Source organism: Novosphingobium sp. PC22D (assembly GCF_002556635.1).
GTDB lineage: Bacteria > Pseudomonadota > Alphaproteobacteria > Sphingomonadales > Sphingomonadaceae > Novosphingobium.
The window spans coordinates 43,835-65,150 of sequence record NZ_MWMO01000018.1; the positions used below are offsets into that span (position 1 = coordinate 43,835).

The window sequence follows — 21,316 nt, forward strand, 5'->3', positions numbered from 1 at the left end:
GGCTTGTGCGTCCGCGCGGTGGCATTAAGTGTCCGGCGAGGATGGGCGGACAGCTTGAAATGGACTGATGACGACCTCGACTCAGCTGATCCGCGCCCGACGGTTCCTGCCACTTTTCACCACCCAGATTCTTGGCGCGTTCAACGACAATCTGTTCAAGAACGCGATGGTCTTCTTCGTCGTCTACTCGGTGTACAACTCCGAGAGCGCGGAGATGTGGTTCAGCGCGATCGCGTCCGGCGTGTTCGTCACGCCCTTCTTCCTGCTCTCCGCGCTGGCGGGGCAACTGGCCGACATGCGCGACAAGGCCAGGATCATCCGCGTCGTGAAGGTCTGCGAGATATTCATCATGCTGGTCGGCGCCGTCGGGCTCGTGCTCGCCTGGCAAGGCGTCGCGATCCAGACCCTGTCGATCCCGCTGCTGTTGCTCGCCCTCTTCGCGATGGGCGTGCATTCCACCTTCTTCGGCCCGATCAAGTACGCGATCCTGCCGCAGCACCTCAAATCCGAGGAAGTCCTGGCGGGCACCGGGCTGGTCGAGGCCGGGACCTATATCGCGGTGCTCGCCGGAACGATCGTCGCCGGCTGGATCGGCGTCGAACACGCGGCGGTGGTCGTGCTGCTGGTCGCCGCGGCCGGCGCGCTGACCGCCCGCAAGGTCCCGCCCGCGCCCCCGCAGGGCGAGATCGAGCCGCTCGACTTCAACTTCCTGCGCTCGTCCTACCGGCTCATCGACAGCACCATGCACGATCGCCGGGTGTTCCTCGCGATCGTCGCGATCAGCGTGTTCTGGGCGATCTGCACGATCCTGTTCGTCCAGTTCACGCCTCTCGCCAAGAACGTGCTCTTCGCGAGCAAGGAAGTCGCGAGCCTGTTCCTGGTGATCTTCTCGGTGGGCGTGGCGATCGGCTCGGTCTCGATCAACGCCTTGCTCAAGGGCGCGGTCTCGGCGCGGTATTCGCCGATCTCGGTGATCGCGATGGGCGCCTTCCTCCTCGTCTTCGAATCGGTATGCAGCGCCTGGACGGTCGCGGACGGGACGCAGATGCTCGATGTAACGAGCTTCATCATGCATCCGCTCGCGCCGATGCTGCTGATCTCGCTGCTGGGCATCGCCGTTTCGGGCGGGATGTTCGTCGTGCCGCTCTACGCCTTCCTGACGACCTTCGTGCCCAAGTCGCAGACCGCGCGGACCATTGCGGCGAACAACATCGTCAACTCGGGCGCGATGACGGGCGGCGCGATCGTCGCCGGTCTGCTGAGCCTGATCGGGATCGCGGTCGTCAAGCAGCTTCTCGTCGTCGCGGGTTGCTGCCTGATCTCGGCGTGGTTCGGCTATCGCCTGTTCAAGGCGGAGCGCGCGGCGCAGGCCGCCTGACGCGTCAGACGATGAACGCCGAAACGGCGACGAAGCCCACGCAATAGACCGCCAGGAACGTGCGCCAGTCGCTGGCCGCGCTCACCCGCGCGTCGGCGCTGTTCGCGACGCTAGCGCTCACCCGCGCGTCGGCGCTGTTCGCGACGCTGGCGCTCACCCCGACCCGGCGCACATGGGGCGGAAGCGACCGCAGGTAGTGGTGTTTGGCGGTCTCGTCGCAAAGAACAAGGGCACGGCGTTTTCTGCTCATGCCCGCAGATTAAGACTTTATTTACCATCCTGCCAGCGCGGCAACATCCTTATCCCGAATTGGGACGTGGCGCGCATGGCCAGGTCTTCGCGGGAACCGGACGCGCAAACGAAAAGGCCGCCCCGGAAGGAGCGGCCTTTCGTCGATCGCGATGCGATCGCTTGCGTCGGCGTTCGCTCAGATGCTGTCGCCGAGCGCACCCTTGACCTTGCCGGCGGCCTGCTGGGCTTCGCCCTTGCGTTCCTGCTTGCGGCCTTCGGCGTCGAGGTAAGGATCGTCGCCCGCACGGCCCGCAGCCTGCTTGGCGTTGCCGGCAACTTCGTTGGCGATGCCCTTGGCCTTGTCCTTGAGTTCACCCATGAGAATATCTCCTTGTCTTTCCAGCGAAAAATCCGCCGGACCGTTGCAATACCAACGATCTTCCCGGACCGATGGTTCCGCTGGGACGACAAGGCGTTCTAACTGTTCGACAGGCCGATGATGTGGTCCCACTCCTCGGGCGTGATCACCGCGACGGAGAGCCGCGAGAGCTTGACGAGTTCGATGTCCTTCAGCCCCGGATCGCCCTTGATTTCCTTGAGCGTAATCGGCCGGGCAAGCTTGCGCACCGGCTTGACCTTGACCGCGGCCCACTTCCCCTCGGGATCGGTGGGGTCGGTCATGTCCGCCTTGCTGATCGTCATGATGCCGACGATCTCGCGGCCAATATTGGAATGATAGAAGAATGCCTCGTCACCCTCCTTCATCGCGCGAAGATTGTTCGCGGCGCGGTGGTTGCGAACGCCGTCCCAGGTCCCCTCCCCCTGCTCGACGAGATCATCCCAGCCATAGGCGTCGGGCTCGGATTTCATCAGCCAGTAGCTCTTTGCCATGCATCGCCCTTCATTTTTGACTAGAGCGGCGCGATAGACGATTCCAACGGGACATTGCCAGAATGGAACTTGCCGAAATCCCCGTCCTCAGCCTCGCGCACGGCAAAGCCGCGCTGCCGGCCGAGATCGGCGCGAGCTTTCGCCGCAACGGCTTCGCCATGGTGCGCGACCACGGTATCGACGCGCGCCTGATCGCCGAGGCCTGGCGTCTGACCAAGGCGTTCTACGAGTTGCCGCTCGAGGAAAAGATGCGCTACCACGTCCCCGGCCAGGGCGGCGCGCGCGGCTATACGCCGTTCCGCACCGAGATCGCCAAGGGCGCGAGCGTGACCGACCTCAAGGAGTTCTGGCACGTCGGGCGCGACCTGCCGCCGGGCCATCCGCTCGCGACAACGATGCCGCCCAACATCTGGCCCGAGCGGCCCGAGGGTTTCCGCGAGACCTTCACCGCGCTTTACGGCGCATTCGATCGGGTCGGCGCAGAGCTGCTGCGCGCCATCGCCGTCGACCTCGGCCTGCCGGCAAACTGGTTCGATCCGGCGATCGAGGACGGCAACTCGGTCATGCGGCTGCTGCACTACCCTCCCGTCACCGAAAATGCCGATGGCGCGATCCGTGCCGGCGCGCATGAAGACATCAATCTCATCACCCTTCTGCTCGGCGCCGAGGAAGCCGGGCTCGAACTGCTGGGCAAGAACGGCCAGTGGCTCTCGGTCGCTCCGCCCGAGGGAGCCCTGGTCGTCAACATCGGCGACATGCTCCAGCGGCTGACCAACCACGTCCTGCCCTCGACCACGCACCGGGTGCGCAACCCGAGCGGGGAACGCGCGCGATACAGCCGCTATTCGATGCCCTTCTTCGTCCACTTGCGCAGCGATTTCGTCTTCGAGACGCTGCCGCAGTGTATAACGAAAGAAAACCCCGATCGTTATCCCGAGCGGATCACGGCCGACGACTACTTGCAGGAGCGGCTGCGCGAAATCGGGCTCAAGACCTGAGCCCCTCTTTTCCTGTCCGAAAGGCCACCCGCACTTAACGAATATTTCAGCCCCGTAAGATATTGCGATCTCCGCAATCGAAAGGGGCGCGTCTTGGACAGGCACCCGGCAGGAGCCGAGCACAACGATGGCCGTTTGATCGACCACGAAGATGCCGACCGCGACGTCATCGCGATCTGCATCGTCGCGGCCGCCATCATCCTGTTCGTCGGTATCGGCGGCACCGTCGGTCCCGAGGTGCTGAACTCGTTCCTGGGCCGGGGCAAGGGTCCCGACAGCGCGCTGGTCGGCGCCTTCCTGCTCAACATCGCCCTGATCATCTTCGGCTGGAGCCGCTATCGCGAACTCGCCGAGGAAGTGACGCTGCGGCGCCAGGCCGAACAGCAGGCGCGCATGCTCGCCGAGACCGATCCCATGACCGGCTTCTTCAACCGCCGCAGCTTCGACGATGCCGTCAACGCGCGGATCGCCAAGGCGGCCGAGGAAGGCTCGGCGGTCGCGCTGCTGATGATCGATCTCGACAACTTCAAGCAGGTCAACGACTACAACGGCCACCAGACCGGCGATATCCTCTTGCGCGCGTGCGCCACGCGGATCTCCGGCTGCGTGCCGGGTGACGCCATCGTCGGCCGGATCGGCGGAGACGAGTTCGCCGTGGCGGTGACTTTCAAGTCGGATCTTCCCGCGCTCGTCGAACGCGTCGCCTCGCGCCTCGTCGACCGCATCGCCCAGCCGACCGACTGCGGAAACGTCGTAGTCGACGTGACCGCCTCGATCGGCATCGCGCGCTCCGACATTTCCAAGCTGGGCGGCACGATCAAAGGCGACGCGCGCGGCCTGCTCGAGATGGCCGACATCGCCATGTACCATGCCAAGCGGCAGGGCCGGAACAGCTACTACTGGTTCGAAGGACCGATGGCCGACGAAATGCGCTTCCGCTGCGAGATCGAGGCCGGCATCCGCCTCGGCATCCCGCGCGGCGAGTTCGTGCCGTACTACGAACAGCAGATCGACCTCCAGACCGGCGAGCTGACCGGATACGAAATGCTGGCGCGCTGGGAATCGCCCGATTTCGGTCTGATCATGCCCGACATCTTCATCCCGATCGCCGAGGACATCGGCGCGATCGGAGACTTGTCCGAATGCGTGATCAGCCAGGCGCTCGACGATGCGCGCGATTGGGACCCGGCGCTCAGCCTCGCGGTCAACGTCTCGCCGGTGCAGCTTCGCGACCCCTGGTTCGCCCAGAAGCTGCTGCGGCTGCTGACCGAGAAGCGCTTTCCGCCGCATCGGCTCGAGATCGAGATCACCGAAAGCTGCCTGCACGACAACGTGGTGCAGGTCCGCTCGCTGATCACCAGCCTCAAGAACCAGGGCATCACCGTCAGCCTCGACGATTTCGGCACCGGCTATAGCTCGCTCGCGCAACTGCGCAGCCTGCCGTTCGACCGCATCAAGATCGACCGCAGCTTCGTCAGCAGCATCGTCGAGAACAAGGACAGCGCCGCGATCGTCCATTCGATCGCGATGCTCGGACAAGGTCTCAAGCTGCCGATCACCGCCGAGGGCATCGAGACCAGCGAAGTGCTGGAGCACTTGCTGCCCTATGGCCCGCTCAAGGGTCAGGGCTATCTCTATGGACGCCCGCAACCGGCTACCGTCGTGCGCGATTGGCTCGAGAGCAAGGGACGGGTCACGCGCCCCCGACAATCCGAAACCGGGGGGCACGGCCGCGAAGAGACCATGCCGCCGCAAAGAGCGGTCAGCAACGGCTGACACCTGAAACACGCGCCGGCGGACTGGACGTTCGCCCGTCCAGCGCATAGATCGCGGCCATGGCGATCGCCTTCACCAAGATGCACGGCCTGGGCAACGACTTCGTCGTGATCGACGCGCGCGCACAAGCCGTGCCGGCGATGACCGGCGCGTTCGCGGCGGCGCTTGCCGATCGCCGCACCGGGATCGGCTGCGACCAGCTCATCCTGCTCGAGCCGTCCCAGCGCGCCGACATGCGCATGCGCATCTTCAACCCGGACGGCGGCGAGGTGGAGGCCTGCGGCAACGCCACGCGCGCCGTCGGCCTGCTCCACGGCGACAAGGCGCGGATCGAGACCATCGCCGGCATCCTGCGGACCGAGCCGCACGAAGGCGGCATCTCGGTCGACATGGGCAAGCCGCGCTTCGACTGGGATGCGATTCCGCTCTCCTATGCCATGGACACGCTGACGATGCCGGTCGGCTGGGACGTGCTAGACGCGCCCACCGCCGTCAACGTCGGCAATCCCCACGTGATCTTCTTCGTGCCCGACGCCAAGGCGATCGATCTGGCGTCGCTCGGCCCGATGATCGAGCACGATCCGCTGTTCCCGGACCGCGTCAACGTCAACGTCGCCAGCGTCACCACGCGCAGTTCGATCGTCCTGCGGGTATGGGAGCGCGCCGCCGGCGAGACCCGCGCCTGCGGCACCGGCGCCTGCGCGACCGCGATCGGCGCGATGCGGCGCGGCCTGGCCGACCGCGACGTGGAGGTCACGCTTCCGGGTGGAACGCTGTCGATCGCCTGGCAGGCCGACGGGCATATCCGCATGACCGGCCCCGCGACGATCAGCTTCACTGGAACCTTCGAGCCCGCCGACTACGGAGCGACGGCTTGAGCGTGACCGTGCATTCGCTCGGATGCCGCCTCAACCTCTCCGAAAGCGAGACGCTGCGCGGCCTGCTCGCTCCGGACGACGATCTCGTCGTGGTCAATTCCTGCGCGGTGACCGCCGAGGCCATGCGCCAGACGCGCCAGACGATCCGCCGCGCCCGGCGTGAGCGGCCCGCCGCGCGGCTGCTCGTCACCGGCTGCGCCGCCGAAGTCGAGCGCGAGGCGATCGCGCGGATGCCCGAAGTCGACGGCCTCGTACCCAACCAGGCCAAGCTCGATCCGCGCGTCTGGAACGTACCGGCACCAGTGCCACGCCCGCAGCCCGGTCATGACGGTGCCTATTCGCGTGCCTTCGTCGCGGTCCAGAACGGCTGCGACCACGCCTGCACCTTCTGCGTCATTCCCCAGGGACGCGGCCCGGCGCGCTCGCGGCCGGTCGCCGAAGTGCTGGAGACGATCGGCCTGCACCTCGAAGCGGGCGCGCGCGAAGTGGTGCTCACCGGCGTCGACCTCAGCTCTTGGGGGCCGGACCTGCGCGCGGATGCCCGCCTCGGCGAACTCGTCGCGGCGATCCTTCGCCGGTTCCCGAAACTGCCGCGCCTGCGCCTCTCGTCGATCGACGGCGCCGAGATCGACGCGCAACTGCTCGACCTGCTGGCGCACGAGCCGCGCCTCATGCCGCATCTGCATCTCTCGCTGCAATCGGGCGACGACATGATCCTCAAGCGCATGAAACGCCGACACACCCGGCGCGACGCGGCGGCGCTTGTCGAGACACTGCGCGCCGCCCGCCCCGACCTCGCCGTCGGCGCCGACCTGATCGCGGGCTTTCCCACCGAGGACGAGGCCATGCATGCCGCCAACCTTTCGGCGATCGCCGATCTCGGCATCGTCCACGGGCACGTCTTTCCCTATTCGCCGCGCGCGGGCACGCCTGCCGCGCGCATGCCGCAAGTGGCACGCCCGACCATAAAGGCGCGTGCCGCAGAGCTGCGCGCCGCCGTCGCCGCCGAACGGATGCGCTGGCTCGAAGGTCTCGTCGGCACGCCGCTTTCGGTGCTTGCCGAGAGCGACGGGACCGGCCATGCCGCCAACTTCGCGCCGGTGCGCCTGCCCGAAGGCACGGCGCGCGCGGCCCTGATCGATCTGACGCCCCGCGCGGTCGTCGAAGGAATGCTGCAATGACGAGTGAACCTCCCGCCACCGACGCCTGGACGCAGCGAGTCTTCGGAGGCTTCCGCAAGACCTCCGAGCGCCTTTCGCAGAACATCGCCGGGATCGTCGGCGGGTCGCGCCTCGACGAGAGTCAGCTCAACGACCTCGAGGACGCGCTGATCATGTCCGACCTCGGCCCTCGCGCCGCCGCGCGGATTCGCGAGAAAATCGCCGAGGAACGCTTCATCCACGATGCCGACGAGCGGGCGGTGATGGAAGCGGTCGCGCGCGAGATCGCCGAGATCCTGCGCCCGGTCGCCAAGCCGCTCGACATCGTGGCCTTCCCGCGCCCGCAAGTGATCCTCGTGATCGGGGTCAACGGCTCGGGCAAGACAACCACGATCGCCAAGCTGGCGCACTTGTTCCAGGAGCAGGACTACGCGGTGATGCTGGCGGCGGGCGATACCTTCCGCGCCGCCGCGATCGGCCAGCTCGCTGTCTGGGCCGAGCGGCTCGGCGTCGACATCGTGAAGGGCCCCGAGGGCGGCGATCCGGCAAGCATCGTGTTCGACGCGGTCAAGGCCGCGACTGATCGCGGCACCGACGCGCTGATCGTCGACACCGCCGGGCGCCTGCAGAACAAGCGCGAGCTGATGGAGGAACTGGCCAAGATCCGCCGCGTGCTCGGCCGGCTCAATCCCGAAGCGCCGCACGACGTGGTGCTGGTGCTCGATGCCACCAACGGCCAGAACGCGCTGGCGCAGATCGAGATCTTCAAGGAAGTGGCGGGCGTGACCGGACTCGTCATGACGAAGCTCGACGGCACCGCGCGCGGCGGCGTGCTGGTCGCGGCGGCCGAGCAGTACGGCCTGCCAATCCACGCCATCGGCGTCGGCGAGAAGATCGACGACTTGCGCCCGTTCGACCCCGACCTCGTCGCGCGCGTCATCGTGGGGATCGCGTGATGAGCGGAACCACGCCTCCCGCAGCGGGCGAGAAGCCCAAGTCCTCGTGGATCAACCTGCTGGTCGATTTCGGGCCGCTGCTCGTGTTCTTCCTGGTCTATCGGCATTTCGCTCCCGAGGACGAGAACAACGGCCTCGGCGTCGTGCTCGCGGTGACCAAGGGCACGATCGCGTTCATGGTCGCGACGGTGATCGCGCTGATCGTCTCGAAATGGCGGCTGGGCCGAGTTTCGCCGATGGTCTGGCTTTCGACCGTGCTGATCATCGGATTTGGCGGACTGACCGTCCTGCTCAACGATCCGTTCTACATCCAGATCAAACCGACCGCGATCTACCTGCTCTTCGCCGCGGTGCTGTTCATCGGCCTCATCAAGGGCAAGCCGATGCTGCGCTATCTGCTGCAATCGGCGTTCGAGGGGCTCACCGACGAAGGCTGGCTCAAGCTCTCGCGCAACTGGGCGGTGTTCTTCGTGTTCCTCGCGATCCTCAACACCGTGCTGATGTATTCGGTCAGCTTCGGGACCTGGCTGCAGGTCAAGCTCTGGGGCTTCACCGCCCTCTCGTTCGTGTTCACCTTCTCGCAGATCCCGATGGTGCTGAAGCACGGCATGGGCGAGGCCGCCGAGAAGGAAATGGTCCAGAACCCGCCCGCCGACTGACCTGAAGCCTACTTGAGCTTGGGAAAGAGGTCCTTCTCGCAGAACGCAATGAAGCCTTCCTGGTCGGGCCCGACGCCGAGCAGGACGATGTGGTCGTAACCGGCATCGACCCACTGGCGGATCGCTTCGAGATGCTTTTCGGGATCGGGCCCGCACGGCACATTGGCGGCGATATCCTCGGGCCGCACGAACTTGCTCGCGGCATCGAAGCCGGCGGGATCGCGCAGTTCGCTGTTCACCGTCCAGTCGAAGGCGCTGAAGGCAAAGCGTTCGTGCGCCTGCTTGAGCGCGGCATCCTCGTGTGCGGCATAAGACAGCGCGGCCTCGCCGTAGGCGGGCCCCGCCTTGCCCTTGGCCTTGGCGAAGGCTTCGATGAGCCCGTCATCGGGACTGGTCGCCATGATTCCGTCGGCGACTTCGGCGGCAAGCGCTGCCGACTTGGCGCCGCTTACCCCCAGCGTCACCGTGATCGGCTCTTCGGGCAAGTCGTAGAGACGCGCATGATCGAGCGAGAAGAATTCGCCGACATGGCTGTGCACCCCGCCCGACCAGAGCATGCGCATGATCTCCACAGCCTCGCCGAGCATCGCGTGGCGCTCGGGCGTGGAAGGCCAAAGCTCGCCGGTGACGTGTTCGTTGAGCCGCTCGCCCGCCCCGACGGCGAGGCTGAAGCGGTTTTCGCTCATCACGGCGATGGTCGCGGCAGCCTGCGCGATGATGGCGGGGTGATAGCGGATGATCGGGCAGGTTAGCCCGGTGGTGATGCCGATCCTCGTCGTCGCGTGGGCAATCGCGCCGAGCACGCTCCAGGCGAAGGGCGAGTGGCCCTGCGCTTCGTGCCAGGGATGGAAGTGGTCCGAGATGGAGACGAAATCGAACCCCGCCTGCTCGGCCCGGACGGCGTTCTCGACGAGCGCCTTGGGCCCGTGCTCCTCGGTCATGAGCTTGTATCCGAATTTCGTCATCACGTTCTCCGCTTTCGTTCTTGCTTAAGGCAATGCGCGAAAACGCAGATGGTTCGCGAACGCGCTCCTGCCCCTAGGGTCAGGAGACAAATGTTCAGGAGAGCCCCGTGTCCGATATCGTCGAACAGGTGAGCCAGTGGCTCGAGCACATGCCGCAAGGGGACTTCGACGAGTATCCCGGCGGGGTCGCCGAGGACTTCGTGCTGCGCCTGCCGTTCATGCCCGAAGGCCTGCCGACCGAATTCGCCGGACGCGAGACGGCGCGCGCGGCGCTGGCGCAGTCCGCCCGGGGCCGCGAACCGCTGGTGTTCAGCGACAAGGTGATCCTGCGCACCGAGGACCCCGAACTTGTCGTCGTCACAGCGAACGCGCGAACGACCATGGCCAGCGGCCGACCCTACGCGAACAGCTACGTGATCTTCGTGCGCATCCGCAATGGCGTGATCATCGAGCACACCGAGTATCTCAATCCGCTCGCGGTCATCGCCGCCGCCAGTTGAATCCGGACCGGTATCAGCCCTTGGGCTTGCGGAACCGGTAGACGAACCTGTCGGTCTTGAAACGCACCGCCGGATCGAACACCAGCTTGGTGTGATCGTCCTCGGGATTGGCGAGCAATTCGCTGGCGTCCTCGAGCACGAAGCCGGCCCTTTCGAAGTCGCGCTTCACCGTCGCCGGGTCGATGCGGTGGAGCTTGTCCACGATCGCGCGGGTATCACCCGGCAGGCCGACATGATCGACGATACCGACGATGCCGCCCGGGCGCATCGCGGCGAAAAGCGCGCTCACGAACGCGTCCGGGTCGGAGCGGGGTATCCCGAATTTCTCCGATTCCCAGTAGAGATCGTGATAACTCAGATTGATGATGGCGAAATCGAAGCTGCCGGGCGCGGCCGAAAAGGCCTCGAACGGATAGCGCACCCATTCGACTTCCGGCCAGCCCGCGACGATCGCCTTCCACTTCACCTGCTCTTCAGGGCTCTTGTAGAACTGTTCCGGCTCGAACGCCGTCACCTTACCCTCGGGACCGACGACCGACGCCATGATCTCGGCCCAGTAGCCGCTGCCCGTCATGATGTCGGCGGCGCGCATGCCTTCCTCGAGCCCGAGATAGGCGAGCACCTCGGCTGGCTTGCGGCTGTCGTCGAGCTTTCGGGCCGGCTCGTCGCGGCGCGGATCGGCGAGGGCCGAGACGAAGCTGTCCGGCGGGACGGTCCCGGCGAAAGCGGACGGGCCGGCGACAGCCAGCAGGATCGTGATCGAAAGAGCGGGCAAACGGCGCATGCGAGGTCTCCTCCCGGATCGCGACACCTTGCGGCCAATCCCCGCGGCGGACAACGACATCCGTCGATGACGATCAGCGCTTCGTCGGCGGCTGGCTCAGATTTCGAGCTGGCTTCCCAGTTCGACCACGCGGTTCGTCGGCAGGCGGAAGAATTCCATCGCGCTCGCCGCGTTGCGCATCATCCATGCGAACAGCTTCTCGCGCCAGATCGCCATGCCGGGCTTGGCCGAGGGCAGCAACGTCTGGCGTGAAAGGAAGAAGCTGGTCTTCATCATCTCGAACGGCCCGCCGCAGATCTCGGTGCGCTTGAGTGCGGTCGGGATGTCGGTTTCCTGCATGAAGCCGTACTTCATCGTCATCCGGTAGAAGCCTTCGCCCAGATCCTGGATCTCGAAGCGCTCGGCCTCCTCGACATAGGGCACGTCCTGAATGGCGACGGTAAGCACCACCACCCGCTCGTGCAGCACCTTGTTGTGCTTGATGTTGTGGAGCAGCGCCGAGGGCACCCCGGCGTTGCTCGAGGCCATGAAGATCGCCGTGCCCGGAACCCGCGCCGCGCTGCCGTGCGCGCTCTTGGCGAAGACGTTGAGCGGCAGCGCCGCCTCGGTCATGCGATCGCGCATCAGGCGGCGGCCCTTGGCCCAGGTGGTCAGCAAGGTGAAGACGATGCCGCCGATCATCAGCGGGAACCAGCCGCCATCGGAAACCTTGGTGAAGTTCGCCGCGAAATAGGCGCCGTCGACGATGAAGAAGATCAGCACGATCGGGATCGCGATCCACAGCTTCCAGCGCCAGATCATCGTCAGCAGCACCGTCATCAGACAAGTGTCGATCAGCATCGCACCCGTCACCGCGATACCGTAGGCCGAGGCGAGGTTCGACGAGTTCTGGAAATAGAGCACCAGCACGATCACGCCGGTCATCAACGCCCAGTTGATCGAGGGGATGTAGATCTGGTGGTACTCGTCCTCGCTGGTGTGGCGGGTCGAGAGGCGCGGGATGAAGCCGAGCTGGATCGCCTGGTGGGTGATCGAGAACGCGCCCGAGATCACCGCCTGGCTGGCGATGAAGGTCGCGCAGGTCGCCAGGATCACCAGCGGCAGGCGCAGCGTTTCGGGCGCGAGGTTGAAGAACGGGTTCTCCATCGCCTGCGCGGCGGCGACATCGTCCATGCCGATGATCATCGCCGCCTGACCGAAATAGTTGAGCAGCAGGCAGGGCATGACGAAACCGAACCACGACATGCGCATCGGACCGCGCCCGAAATGCCCCATGTCCGAATAGAGCGCCTCGGCGCCGGTCACCGCCAGCACCACCGAGCCGAGCGCGAGGAAGCCCAGCATCTTATCGGTCAGGAAGAACTGGATCGCGTACCACGGGTTCAGCGCCACCAGCACCTGCGGCATCTGCACGAGGTGGTAGATACCCAGCACCGCCAGCGTGACGAAGTAGATCGTCATGACCGGCGCGAACAGGGCGCCGACCTTGGCGGTGCCGCTGCGCTGGAGCATGAACAGCGCGATCAGCAGGATCAGCGCGATCGGCAGCACCAGCGGCGACAGCCGCGCCTCGACGACGGTCAGGCCCTCGACCGCGGAGAGCACCGAGACGGCGGGGGTAATCATGCTGTCGCCGTAGAACAGCGCCGTGGCGAACACGCCGAGCAGCACGGCGATGCCGGCGTATCGCGACTTGTTGAGCCGGCCGGAGATCAACGCGACAAGGGCAAGGCTTCCGCCCTGCCCCTTGTTGTCCGCCCGCATGAGGACCGAGACGTATTGCAGCGAGACGACCAGCGTCATCGACCAGAAGATCAGGCTGACGACGCCGAGGATATGCAGATCGTCGATCGCCAGCGGATGCGGGCCGACGAAGGTCTCGCGGAAGGCGTAGATCGGGCTGGTGCCGATGTCGCCGAAGACCACGCCGATCGCGCCGAACGCCAGCTTGGCCACGTTCTTGTTGCGCGCGGCCCCCGGCCCGGCGTGCTCGAACGAATCCGTAGCCGGATCGACGATCTCGGACTGCGCCGCCCCGCTATCGGGCGTGCTCTCATTCATCGCACGGACTCATGTCGCTCGGGTACATAGGCCTTCGCATCTGAAATGTCGCGCGCGGGTAGCAGTTAGCGAAACCGTGAGCAACGCGTCTTATCGCCCTTGTCCCATCATGGCCTGGCTCGCCATGAGCTGGTCCACCCGGCCCATCTTGTCGACGATGTCGGCGCGCAGCGGAATGTCCTCGGGCAGCTTGGCGAGCAGATCGGTCCAGATCGCCTTGGCCTCGGCGAACCGGCCCGACTGGGCCATCGCGAGGCCCAGAAAATAGGGCGGGCCCGCGCTGTCCGGCTCGATCAGCATGGCCCGGCGATAGGCGTAGAGCGAGGCAGGCGTGAGCAGACCGTCGGAATGCGCCACGAGCGCGTTGGCGAGCGCCAGCCAGGCCTCGCCGTTCTTCGGATTATCCTCGACGACGCCGCGCAGCACCGCAGCCGCATCGCCGAAGCGCCCGTTGCGCGCATAGCCATCGGCGACGCTGACCATGGCGTCGCGCGAGATCGGTCCCTTGTCGGCGACGCGGTTGCGCGCCTCGACCAGCGCGGCGGGATCGGCCATCGCCTGCTCGCGCGCCTGCTTGGGCGCGCCGGGCTGGCCGGGATGCCCCTGGAGGCCATAGCCGGCGACGCCGAACAGCAGCGCCGCGCCCAGCGCCTCCCACGTGCCGCGTGGCGCCTTCAGGACGAAGGCGAGCACCGCGAAGGCGACAACCGCCAGCAGGATCAGCAGGACCCAGCTCATGCCGCCGCCCTTCCCGAACGGAACCGGCGGCGCAGCAGGACCACCGCAAGCAGGATCAGCACGACCGGCAGCGCGAACAGCGGCCATGTCAGCGCGGTCACGCGCGGCTCGTAGCTGACGTAATCGCCGTAACGCTCCATCAGCCAGTCGCGAATCTGGTCGGGCGTCTCGCCGGCGGCGATCCGCTCGCGCACAAGCGAGCGCATCGAGCCGGCGATCGGCGCGTCGGAGTCGGCGATCGACTGGCCCTGGCACTGCAGGCAGCGCAGCGTGACCATGAGATCGTGCGCCCTGGCCTCCTGCTCGGGATCGTCGAGCTGGCGATAGGCGTAGGGCGCGGTCTGCTCTTCCTGCGCAAGCACGGCGGGCGCCGCGAGCGTCGTGGCAATCAGCCCCAGCAACATAGCGAGCACATGCTTCACCGGCGCGCCTCCTCCAGCTTCTCGAGGATCATCGGGATGTCCTCCGCGCGGATCTCGCCGATATGCTGGTACCGGATCACGCCCTTGCCGTCGATCACGTAGGTCTCCGGCACGCCCGAGGAGCCGAGCGCGAGCTGGACCTGCCCGTCGTCGTCGGCGCCGATACGCTCGAAAGGGTCACCGTAGGTCGCGAGGAACTGCTGGAGATCGGCGGTGCGGTCGCGCACCGAAATGCCCTCGACCGGCACGCCCATCGCCGCGAGCCGTTCAAGCTGCGGTGCCTCGACGCGGCACGGCAGGCACCAGCTCGCGAAGATGTTGACCAGATGCGGCTCGCCGCCCTTGAGATCGGCGCTGGCGAGGCCGGGCCGGCCGGGGAGCCCGGGCGGCAGGTCGAATTCGGGCATCGGCTTGTCGATCAGTGTGCTCGCAACTTCGCGCGGCGCGGGCCGGAACAGGCCGATCATCACCAGCGCGACGAAAGCCGCGAACAGCACGAGCGGCAGCCAGATCATCCAGCGGCCGGTCTTCGCCGCCTTGTCCTGCCCGGTCCCGCTCATCGATTCTGCCTCTCGCGGCGATAAGCGATCTTGTCGCGCGCGATGACGCGGCGGATGTCGCTCGCGGTGCGCCCGATCAGCGCGAGCACGCCGCCCAGTCCGATCAAGAGCCCCCCGTACCAGATCAGCGTCACGAACGGCTTCCACCACAAGCGCACCTGCCAGCGGCCCGGACCCGTCTGCCCCGGGCTCTCGCCGCCCAGCACGGTGTAGAGCTGGCCGTTCCAGCGCGTCTTGAGCGCCGATTCGGTGGTCTGCTGCGGCGGGGCCCAGAAGCTGCGCGCCTGCGGCAGCAGCATCGAGCCCCCGCCGTCCTTGTAGCGTGCGGTCATCCGCGCCTCGAGCGCGGTCCAGTTAGGCCCGGCGACGGGCTCGACCGCATCGAGCCGCACTGTCCAGGGTCCGACCGTGGCGCTCTCGCCCTCGCGCAGGGCAACCAGCCGCTCTACCGAAAAGGCGCTTTCGCTCGCCATGCCGAACAGCGCGACGGCGATCCCGAGGTGGGCCAGCACCATGCCCCAGACCGCGAGCGGGGTGCGGCGCAGGTTGCGCCCGCGCAGCGGCATCACGCTCGCCACGGCAAGCCCGACGGCAAGCACCAGTCCGATGAAGGGCAGAACGCCGACACCGCCCACCAGCAGCACGGCGATGACCGCGGCGAGAATCGCCAGCCCGGCGGCAATGATCGCGGGGCGCACGCGCGCCAGCGAATCGCGGCGCCAGCGCAGCAACGGCCCGACCATCAGCACCAGCAGCATCGGCACGAAGAACACCGCCCCCATCGGGTTGAAATAGGGCGGGCCGACCGAGACCTTGGTATCGAAGGCCTCGGTGACGAGCGGATAGAGCGTCCCGAACAGGACGATGCCGAGAATCGCGCACAGGGCGACGTTGTTGATCACCAGCGCGCCCTCGCGGCTCACCGGTGCGAAGCGCTCACCCTCCGTCACAGTCGCGGCGCGCAGGCCGAACAGCGTGAGCGCGCCGCCGATGTAGATCGCCAGCAGCACGAGGATGAAACTGCCACGCTCGGGATCGACCGCGAAAGCATGGACGCTGGTGAGAATGCCCGAGCGCACGAGGAACGTGCCGATCATCGACATCGAGAAGGCGACGACGCCGAGCATCACGGTCCAGGCCCGCAAGGCGTTGCGCGCGGCGAGCACGCTGGCCGAATGCAGCAGCGCGGTCGCGGCGAGCCAGGGCATCAGCGAGGCGTTTTCGACCGGGTCCCAGAACCACCAGCCGCCCCAGCCCAGCTCATAGTAAGCCCAGTACGACCCCGCGGTTATGCCCAGCGTCAGGAAAATCCAGGCCGCCAGCACCCACGGCCGCATTGCCCGCGCGAAGGCGGGGCCGACCTCGCGCGTGATCAGCGCCCCGATCGCGAAGCTGAAGGCCACCGAGAGCCCGACGTAGCCGAGGTAAAGCGTCGGCGGATGGAACGCGAGGCCAAGGTCCTGCAGCAGCGGATTGAGCCCGTTGCCTTCGGCCGGCACCGGATCGAGCCGCTCGAACGGGTTCGAGGAAATCAGCAGGAACGCATAGAAACCGAGGCTGACGAAGGCCTGCCCGGCGAGCGTCGCCAGCATCGTGCGCTCGGGCAGCCGCCGCTCGACCAGCGCGACGAAGCCGCCCGCCAGGCTCATCACCGTGACCCAGAGCAGCATCGAGCCCTCGTGATTGCCCCAGGCCCCGGCGATCTTGAAGATCAGCGGCTTCATCGAGTGCGAGTTCATCGCCACGAGCTTCACCGAGAGGTCTGTCCGCGCGAAAACGAGGATCAGCGCGACGAAAGCGATCGCGGTCAGCAGGCCCTGCACCACCGCGACAGGGCGGACCGCGCCCGCGAGCCCCTCGCCGCGCTCGGTGAGCGCAAGCGAGCCCGCGATGAGCTGGAACGCGGCGAGCGCGGCCGCGAGCCAGAGCGCGGCGAGACCGAACTCGGCGATCATTGCGTTTCGGCCACCACTTGCTTGGCCTGCTTCTCGGTCATGTTCTGCATTTCGCGCGGCACGTAGTTCTCGTCGTGCTTGGCGAGCAGGTTGTCGGCCACGAAAGTGCCGTCCGCGCGCATCTTGCCCTCCGCGACCACGCCCGAGCCCTCGACGAAAAGCGAAGGCACGATGCCCGAGAACCGCACGGGCACCTGGGCCTCTCCATCCTGAACGACGAAGGCGATGGTCACGCCGTCGGGCTCGGTCCTGAGGCTGCCGGCCTCGACCATGCCCCCCAGCCGCACCGCGCGGTCGGGCGACGGCGGATCGGCGACGATCTCGCTCGGCACGTAGAAATAGCTCGCCTGGTTGCGCAGCGCCCAGATCGCCAGCAGCGCCGCGGCGATCAGCACGACGAGCGCGATCACCAACAGCACCAGCCGCTGGTGCTTGGGCTTTAGGCCCGAATTGGCGGCAGAAGCCATCAGCGTTCCCTCGACTTGTCGCGCCGCGCCTCGGCACGGCGCATCGACCACCAGGCCCAGGCGACCATCGCCAGAGTGCCGACGATCCCCAGCGCATAGGCGGCCCAAACGAAGGCCCATTGGTCCAGCGATTCGCGCATCAGTCCTCCGCCCGGGCCATCGCCTTGCGGCGCAAGCGCGCCTCGGCCTGGATATCGGCGAGGATCGCGCGCATCCGCGCCAGCACGACGCCCGCGAACAACAGCGAAAAGCCCACCGTCGCGCCGAGCAGCGGCCACAGGAACGCAGCGTCGATCGCGGACTTGCCCATCGTGATGCTGGGCGGCTGGTGCAGCGAGTTCCACCAGACCACCGAGCGATTGATGATCGGCACGTTGATCGCGCCGACGATGCCGAAGATCGCGGCGACTCGGCCGCTGCCGCCGCCCTCGCCGCGCGTCGCGTCGGCGAGCGCGATGTAGCCGAAATAGAGGAACAGCAGCACCAGCATCGAGGTCAGCCGTCCGTCCCAGACCCACCAGGTGCCCCAGGTCGGGCGTCCCCAGATCGAACCGGTGGCAAGGCAGATCGCGGTGAAAGCCGCGCCGGGAACCGCCGCGGCGCGGGCGGCGATGCCCGCGAGCGGATGGCGCCAGACCAGTTCGGCGACGCCGGCGCCCGCGATCGTCGTCCAGCCGGCCATGCCGAGCCAGGCTGCGGGCACGTGGATGAACAGGATGCGCACGGTGTCACCCATCAGCCGATCCGCCGGCGCGGCGAAAAGCCCGTAGGCCAGCGCGGCGAGTGTCACCACGAGACCCGCGACCAGACAGGCCGGGGTCAACCAGCGCGCAATGCGCAGAAAACGGGCCGGGTTCGCGAAGCCGTGCATCTCAAGCGACGCTTCTAGTCCGCGCGCCGCCGCCCGCAAGCCCCGCGATGCCGCGTGCCGCCGGAAATTACCGGCCGATAAGCCGCTGTGCCATGGCGTCGGCGACGCGGTCGGGCGAGTTGCCGGTCTCTTCGGCTTCCCGCCAGATCGCGCGCAGGCGCACGGGCACTTCGGCGACCTTGGCATGAACCTCGGCGATGTCGCAGGGCTTGCCGTCGCGCCGCGCGAGATATTCCAGCGCCACCGCGATGATGCCGCCGCCGTTGATGACATAGTCGGGCGCGTAGAGGACGCCGCGCTCGGCGAGCATAGGGCCGTGGTGCGCGCGCGCGAGCTGGTTGTTCGCGCCGCCCGCGACGATCGGCGCGCGCAGCCGCGCGATACCCGCATCGTCGAGAATCGCGCCGAGCGCGTTGGGGCTGAACACGTCGCACGCGACGTCCATGATCGAATCGGATGCGACCACTTCGGCGCCGAGTTCGTCGGCGAGCGCCTTGGCGCGGGCCGCGTCGACATCGGCGAGCGTGAGCCGCGCGCCCGCCTCGGCGAGCAACCGTGCCGCGCCGCCGCCGACGCTGCCGGTGCCCTGTACCGCGACGTGCACGCCTTCGAGCGAGCGACCGAGCTTGTGCGCCACCGCCGCCTCTATGCCGAGGAACACGCCCTTGGCGGTGAACGGCCCGGGATCGCCGCCAGCGCTGTCGCTGTCGGTCGAGGGCAGTCCGGTGACGTAGGAGGTGCGTTGCGCCACCGCAACCATGTCGGCCTCGTTGATGCCGACGTCCTCGGCGGTGATGTAGCGCCCGCCGAGCCCTTCGATGGCGTCGCCGAATGCCGCGAGCATCGCGGGCGTCTTGGCCTTGTCGGCGCCCGCGAGGATCACCGCCTTGCCGCCGCCCATGGGCAGGCCCGCCATGGCGTTCTTGTAGCTCATCCCGCGCGAGAGGCGCAGCGCGTCGCGCATAGCGCCGCCGGGATCGCCATAATGCCAGAACCGGGTGCCGCCCGCGCCGGGGCCGAGGTGCGTCGAATGGAGCGCGATGATCGCCGTCAGCCCGCTCGCCCGGTCATGCACGAAGTGCACGAGTTCGTGTTCGTCGAAATCAGGCTCGGTCCAGAAGGCGGGCACGCATCGCTCCTTGGCAAAGACTGCGCGCGCATCATCGGGAGAAATGGGGCGATCGATGGGGTTCGAACCCACGACCTCCGGTACCACAAACCGGCGCTCTAACCAACTGAGCTACGATCGCCACACAGATGCGCGCATGCTGGAGGCGCGCTGTTAGGGAACGGCGCGAGCCGCTGCAAGCAGCGATTGGCGCGGGCGAGCGCTCTCGCATAAGCCGGGCGTGTTGCAAAGCAAAAAGTTGCCGGCTTGCCGGCCCGCGTAATTTTATTGCGCGGACCTCGCGCCTTCACCGAGCCGGGCCGCGCGCGGCGAATCGCATCGCACCCCGCCACGACCGAAAGCGACTCGGCAATGACAGATTTTCATCGCGAGCGGGCACGGTTATGCTGGGCATGATGGACCCGACCGACGACTCGACCGCCTCTTCGACCTCCTTCTGGTCCGGCCCGCTCTCGGGCACGCCGGGAGTCCATGTCCGCTCCGCGCAGGCGCCGCATGGCCCGCCGCAACGCGAACCGGGCGAAACGAGCGCAAGCTTCCTGTCGGCGCGAGAGATGCAGCGCGTGCCCTCGCCGCGCGTCGAGATGTTCGTGAAGCGCGATTTCCTCTCCGCCGGGGAGTGCGCTGCGCTGGTCGACCTGATCGATTCGCAGCGCCGCCCCTCGACTGTCGCCAACCACAACGGTGACGACTACTTCCGGACCAGCGAAACCTGCGATCTCGATCATGCCCATCCGGCCGTCGCGGCGCTCGACGCCAGGCTCGCCGAGATCTCGGGGATCGATCCCAGGTACGGCGAGAACCTGCAGGGCCAGCGTTACGAGGTGGGGCAGGAGTTCAAGGCCCACACCGACTATTTCGATCCGCAGCAGCCCGACTACGAGAAGTACTGCTCGGTCTCCGGGCAACGCACCTGGACCTTCATGATCTACCTGAACGACGTCGAAGCCGGCGGCGCGACCCGCTTCAAGGTGATCGACAAGATCGTGCGGCCCGAGCGCGGCAAGCTGCTCGCCTGGAACAACCGCAGGCCCGACAAGAGCCTCAACCCGGCAACGCTGCATCACGCGATGAAAGTCCGCCGCGGCGTGAAGCACGTCATAACCCGCTGGTATCGCGAAAAGCCCTGGGGTTGATCCGCGCACAGGAAATTTGATCGAGGTCAATTCTGGAGCGATGCCGAGGGAATAGTCTCGCGGCATGGAACCGCTAACCGCAACTCCGGCGCTGACGAACTGGCCCGGGCTCTTCGCGCCGACCTCGCCTCCGTCCTTGCGGGCGCCGCAGCCGGCACCGATTCGGCCGGGCGAAATCGACATCGCCCACTTGTTGAAAGTCGGCATGAAGCCGGTGCCGACCGGCGGCAGGGTGAGCATGTTCGTGCTGCGCGGCTTCCTCTCGGAGGCCGAGTGCACCGCGCTCATCACGCGGATCGAGGCATCGCACCGCCCTTCGACAGTGGTCTACGGCAACGGCGACGACAGCTACCGCACCAGTTCGACCTGCGAGTTCGACACGCGGGACCCGGTGGTGAACTGGCTCGACGGCAAGCTCGACCGGATCTCCGGCATCCCGCCGCGCTACGGCGAGGCGCTGCAAGGCCAGCGCTACGCGATCGGCCAGGAGTTCAAGGCCCACACCGATACTTTCGAGCCGAACGATCCGGAAACCGAGCGGCACTGTGCGGTCGCCGGGCAACGGACCTGGACCTTCCTCACCTATCTCAACGATGTCGAGGCGGGCGGCACGACCCGCTTTCCCGCGCTCGACAAGCTGATTCAGCCCGAGCGCGGGATGCTGGTGTGCTGGAACAATCTGCGGCCCGACGGCAGCCCCAACCCCGACACGCTGCACCATGCGATGAAGGTGCGGCGCGGCATGAAGTACGTGGTTACGCGCTGGTATCGCGAGCGCGCCTGGCGCTGAGCCGGGCGCGC

General features: G+C 67.0%; 24 protein-coding genes and 1 tRNA gene. 10 read left to right on the forward strand and 15 right to left on the reverse strand.

The features are described from left to right. Positions 1–67: 67 nt before the first annotated feature. Complete coding sequence (locus B2G71_RS20210; protein ID WP_098108473.1) at positions 68–1,378, forward strand: MFS transporter; 1,311 nt, start codon at positions 68–70, stop codon at positions 1,376–1,378. A gap of 4 nt (positions 1,379–1,382) precedes the next feature. Here B2G71_RS20210 and B2G71_RS20215 read toward each other — a convergent pair whose 3' ends face one another. From B2G71_RS20215 to B2G71_RS20225, 3 genes are all read right to left on the reverse strand, one after another. Continuing rightward, positions 1,383–1,628: a hypothetical protein gene (locus B2G71_RS20215; RefSeq protein ID WP_098108474.1), complete on the reverse strand. Its 246-nt coding sequence runs from the start codon at positions 1,626–1,628 to the stop codon at positions 1,383–1,385. Between the two features lie 177 nt (positions 1,629–1,805). Continuing rightward, a complete protein-coding gene (locus B2G71_RS20220; RefSeq protein WP_098108475.1) occupies positions 1,806–1,988 on the reverse strand; it encodes a CsbD family protein in 183 nt (60 codons plus the stop codon). A gap of 98 nt (positions 1,989–2,086) precedes the next feature. After that, positions 2,087–2,500, reverse strand: a complete 414-nt coding sequence (locus tag B2G71_RS20225) for an EVE domain-containing protein (protein WP_098108476.1) — start codon at positions 2,498–2,500, stop codon at positions 2,087–2,089. A 62-nt stretch (positions 2,501–2,562) separates the two neighbouring features. Here B2G71_RS20225 and B2G71_RS20230 point away from each other — a divergent pair, with 62 nt between their 5' ends. The 6 genes from B2G71_RS20230 (at position 2,563) to B2G71_RS20255 (ending at position 8,927) form a co-directional block, all read left to right on the forward strand. Beyond that, positions 2,563–3,498 (forward strand): 2-oxoglutarate and iron-dependent oxygenase domain-containing protein, encoded by a 936-nt coding sequence (locus tag B2G71_RS20230; protein WP_098108477.1) that lies wholly within the window; start codon positions 2,563–2,565, stop codon positions 3,496–3,498. 93 nt (positions 3,499–3,591) lie between these two features. After that, a complete protein-coding gene (locus B2G71_RS20235; protein WP_240530254.1) occupies positions 3,592–5,274 on the forward strand; it encodes an EAL domain-containing protein in 1,683 nt (560 codons plus the stop codon). A 59-nt stretch (positions 5,275–5,333) separates the two neighbouring features. Beyond that, positions 5,334–6,152 (forward strand): diaminopimelate epimerase, encoded by an 819-nt coding sequence (gene dapF / locus B2G71_RS20240; RefSeq protein WP_098108478.1) that lies wholly within the window; start codon positions 5,334–5,336, stop codon positions 6,150–6,152. Next, on the forward strand, positions 6,149–7,333 hold the full coding sequence (locus B2G71_RS20245; RefSeq protein WP_098108479.1) for a MiaB/RimO family radical SAM methylthiotransferase: 1,185 nt from the start codon (positions 6,149–6,151) through the stop codon (positions 7,331–7,333). The genes dapF and B2G71_RS20245 overlap by 4 nt, the downstream gene beginning before the upstream one ends. Beyond that, positions 7,330–8,268 carry a signal recognition particle-docking protein FtsY gene (gene ftsY, locus B2G71_RS20250; protein ID WP_098108480.1) on the forward strand — a complete coding sequence of 313 codons (939 nt, stop codon included), beginning with the start codon at positions 7,330–7,332 and terminating at the stop codon, positions 8,266–8,268. Before B2G71_RS20245 ends, ftsY begins: the two co-directional genes overlap by 4 nt. Further along, entirely contained in the window at positions 8,268–8,927 is a 660-nt protein-coding gene (locus B2G71_RS20255) for an inner membrane-spanning protein YciB (RefSeq protein ID WP_098108481.1), read from the forward strand. The genes ftsY and B2G71_RS20255 overlap by 1 nt, the downstream gene beginning before the upstream one ends. Positions 8,928–8,935: 8 nt before the next feature. Here the strand turns inward: B2G71_RS20255 and B2G71_RS20260 are convergent, their stop codons facing one another. Then, positions 8,936–9,892, reverse strand: coding sequence for a TIGR03557 family F420-dependent LLM class oxidoreductase (locus B2G71_RS20260; RefSeq protein WP_098108482.1), 957 nt, complete (start codon positions 9,890–9,892; stop codon positions 8,936–8,938). 107 nt (positions 9,893–9,999) lie between these two features. Here B2G71_RS20260 and B2G71_RS20265 point away from each other — a divergent pair, with 107 nt between their 5' ends. Then, positions 10,000–10,392 carry a nuclear transport factor 2 family protein gene (locus B2G71_RS20265; protein WP_098108483.1) on the forward strand — a complete coding sequence of 131 codons (393 nt, stop codon included), beginning with the start codon at positions 10,000–10,002 and terminating at the stop codon, positions 10,390–10,392. A 13-nt stretch (positions 10,393–10,405) separates the two neighbouring features. On the opposite strand, the gene B2G71_RS20270 is transcribed toward B2G71_RS20265, so the two are convergent. From B2G71_RS20270 to B2G71_RS20315, 11 genes are all read right to left on the reverse strand, one after another. Beyond that, positions 10,406–11,176, reverse strand: coding sequence for a class I SAM-dependent methyltransferase (locus B2G71_RS20270; RefSeq protein WP_098108484.1), 771 nt, complete (start codon positions 11,174–11,176; stop codon positions 10,406–10,408). A 96-nt stretch (positions 11,177–11,272) separates the two neighbouring features. After that, positions 11,273–13,237 carry a potassium transporter Kup gene (locus tag B2G71_RS20275; RefSeq protein ID WP_098108485.1) on the reverse strand — a complete coding sequence of 655 codons (1,965 nt, stop codon included), beginning with the start codon at positions 13,235–13,237 and terminating at the stop codon, positions 11,273–11,275. A 90-nt stretch (positions 13,238–13,327) separates the two neighbouring features. Further along, positions 13,328–13,975, reverse strand: coding sequence for a tetratricopeptide repeat protein (locus B2G71_RS20280; RefSeq protein WP_098108486.1), 648 nt, complete (start codon positions 13,973–13,975; stop codon positions 13,328–13,330). Then, positions 13,972–14,379, reverse strand: a complete 408-nt coding sequence (locus B2G71_RS20285; protein WP_098108487.1) for a cytochrome c-type biogenesis protein — start codon at positions 14,377–14,379, stop codon at positions 13,972–13,974. The genes B2G71_RS20280 and B2G71_RS20285 overlap by 4 nt, the downstream gene beginning before the upstream one ends. A 14-nt stretch (positions 14,380–14,393) precedes the next feature. Continuing rightward, positions 14,394–14,957: a DsbE family thiol:disulfide interchange protein gene (locus tag B2G71_RS20290; RefSeq protein ID WP_098108488.1), complete on the reverse strand. Its 564-nt coding sequence runs from the start codon at positions 14,955–14,957 to the stop codon at positions 14,394–14,396. Continuing rightward, a complete protein-coding gene (locus tag B2G71_RS20295; protein WP_098108489.1) occupies positions 14,954–16,912 on the reverse strand; it encodes a heme lyase CcmF/NrfE family subunit in 1,959 nt (652 codons plus the stop codon). Before B2G71_RS20295 ends, B2G71_RS20290 begins: the two co-directional genes overlap by 4 nt. Then, entirely contained in the window at positions 16,909–17,379 is a 471-nt protein-coding gene (ccmE, locus tag B2G71_RS20300; protein ID WP_098108490.1) for a cytochrome c maturation protein CcmE, read from the reverse strand. The genes B2G71_RS20295 and ccmE overlap by 4 nt, the downstream gene beginning before the upstream one ends. After that, entirely contained in the window at positions 17,379–17,519 is a 141-nt protein-coding gene (locus B2G71_RS24200) for a hypothetical protein (protein WP_168176421.1), read from the reverse strand. The genes ccmE and B2G71_RS24200 overlap by 1 nt, the downstream gene beginning before the upstream one ends. Beyond that, the gene (ccmC, locus tag B2G71_RS20305; RefSeq protein WP_098108491.1) at positions 17,519–18,250 is read right to left on the reverse strand and encodes a heme ABC transporter permease CcmC; all 732 of its coding nucleotides are present in this window, start codon (positions 18,248–18,250) and stop codon (positions 17,519–17,521) included. The genes B2G71_RS24200 and ccmC overlap by 1 nt, the downstream gene beginning before the upstream one ends. Positions 18,251–18,317: 67 nt before the next feature. Further along, positions 18,318–19,379: a Glu/Leu/Phe/Val dehydrogenase dimerization domain-containing protein gene (locus B2G71_RS20310; RefSeq protein ID WP_098108518.1), complete on the reverse strand. Its 1,062-nt coding sequence runs from the start codon at positions 19,377–19,379 to the stop codon at positions 18,318–18,320. A gap of 44 nt (positions 19,380–19,423) precedes the next feature. After that, a tRNA-His gene (locus B2G71_RS20315) sits at positions 19,424–19,500 on the reverse strand. A gap of 433 nt (positions 19,501–19,933) precedes the next feature. Between B2G71_RS20315 and B2G71_RS20320 the strand changes: the two genes are divergently transcribed. Both B2G71_RS20320 and B2G71_RS20325 read left to right on the forward strand, forming a co-directional pair. After that, positions 19,934–20,515 carry a 2OG-Fe(II) oxygenase gene (locus tag B2G71_RS20320; RefSeq protein ID WP_098108519.1) on the forward strand — a complete coding sequence of 194 codons (582 nt, stop codon included), beginning with the start codon at positions 19,934–19,936 and terminating at the stop codon, positions 20,513–20,515. A 64-nt stretch (positions 20,516–20,579) separates the two neighbouring features. After that, the gene (locus B2G71_RS20325; protein WP_346426949.1) at positions 20,580–21,305 is read left to right on the forward strand and encodes a 2OG-Fe(II) oxygenase; all 726 of its coding nucleotides are present in this window, start codon (positions 20,580–20,582) and stop codon (positions 21,303–21,305) included. Positions 21,306–21,316: the final 11 nt, after the last annotated feature.

Coding starts and splice junctions, on each gene's coding strand:
- B2G71_RS20210 (WP_098108473.1), top strand. CDS start 68: ATGACGACCTCGACTCAGCTGATCCGCGCCCGACGGTTCCTGCCACTT.
- B2G71_RS20215 (WP_098108474.1), bottom strand. CDS start 1,628: ATGAGCAGAAAACGCCGTGCCCTTGTTCTTTGCGACGAGACCGCCAAA.
- B2G71_RS20220 (WP_098108475.1), bottom strand. CDS start 1,988: ATGGGTGAACTCAAGGACAAGGCCAAGGGCATCGCCAACGAAGTTGCC.
- B2G71_RS20225 (WP_098108476.1), bottom strand. CDS start 2,500: ATGGCAAAGAGCTACTGGCTGATGAAATCCGAGCCCGACGCCTATGGC.
- B2G71_RS20230 (WP_098108477.1), top strand. CDS start 2,563: ATGGAACTTGCCGAAATCCCCGTCCTCAGCCTCGCGCACGGCAAAGCC.
- dapF (WP_098108478.1), top strand. CDS start 5,334: ATGGCGATCGCCTTCACCAAGATGCACGGCCTGGGCAACGACTTCGTC.
- ftsY (WP_098108480.1), top strand. CDS start 7,330: ATGACGAGTGAACCTCCCGCCACCGACGCCTGGACGCAGCGAGTCTTC.
- B2G71_RS20255 (WP_098108481.1), top strand. CDS start 8,268: ATGAGCGGAACCACGCCTCCCGCAGCGGGCGAGAAGCCCAAGTCCTCG.
- B2G71_RS20260 (WP_098108482.1), bottom strand. CDS start 9,892: ATGACGAAATTCGGATACAAGCTCATGACCGAGGAGCACGGGCCCAAG.
- B2G71_RS20270 (WP_098108484.1), bottom strand. CDS start 11,176: ATGCGCCGTTTGCCCGCTCTTTCGATCACGATCCTGCTGGCTGTCGCC.
- B2G71_RS20275 (WP_098108485.1), bottom strand. CDS start 13,237: ATGAATGAGAGCACGCCCGATAGCGGGGCGGCGCAGTCCGAGATCGTC.
- B2G71_RS20280 (WP_098108486.1), bottom strand. CDS start 13,975: ATGAGCTGGGTCCTGCTGATCCTGCTGGCGGTTGTCGCCTTCGCGGTG.
- B2G71_RS20285 (WP_098108487.1), bottom strand. CDS start 14,379: ATGTTGCTGGGGCTGATTGCCACGACGCTCGCGGCGCCCGCCGTGCTT.
- B2G71_RS20290 (WP_098108488.1), bottom strand. CDS start 14,957: ATGAGCGGGACCGGGCAGGACAAGGCGGCGAAGACCGGCCGCTGGATG.
- B2G71_RS20295 (WP_098108489.1), bottom strand. CDS start 16,912: ATGATCGCCGAGTTCGGTCTCGCCGCGCTCTGGCTCGCGGCCGCGCTC.
- ccmE (WP_098108490.1), bottom strand. CDS start 17,379: ATGGCTTCTGCCGCCAATTCGGGCCTAAAGCCCAAGCACCAGCGGCTG.
- B2G71_RS24200 (WP_168176421.1), bottom strand. CDS start 17,519: ATGCGCGAATCGCTGGACCAATGGGCCTTCGTTTGGGCCGCCTATGCG.
- ccmC (WP_098108491.1), bottom strand. CDS start 18,250: ATGCACGGCTTCGCGAACCCGGCCCGTTTTCTGCGCATTGCGCGCTGG.
- B2G71_RS20320 (WP_098108519.1), top strand. CDS start 19,934: ATGCAGCGCGTGCCCTCGCCGCGCGTCGAGATGTTCGTGAAGCGCGAT.
- B2G71_RS20325 (WP_346426949.1), top strand. CDS start 20,580: ATGGAACCGCTAACCGCAACTCCGGCGCTGACGAACTGGCCCGGGCTC.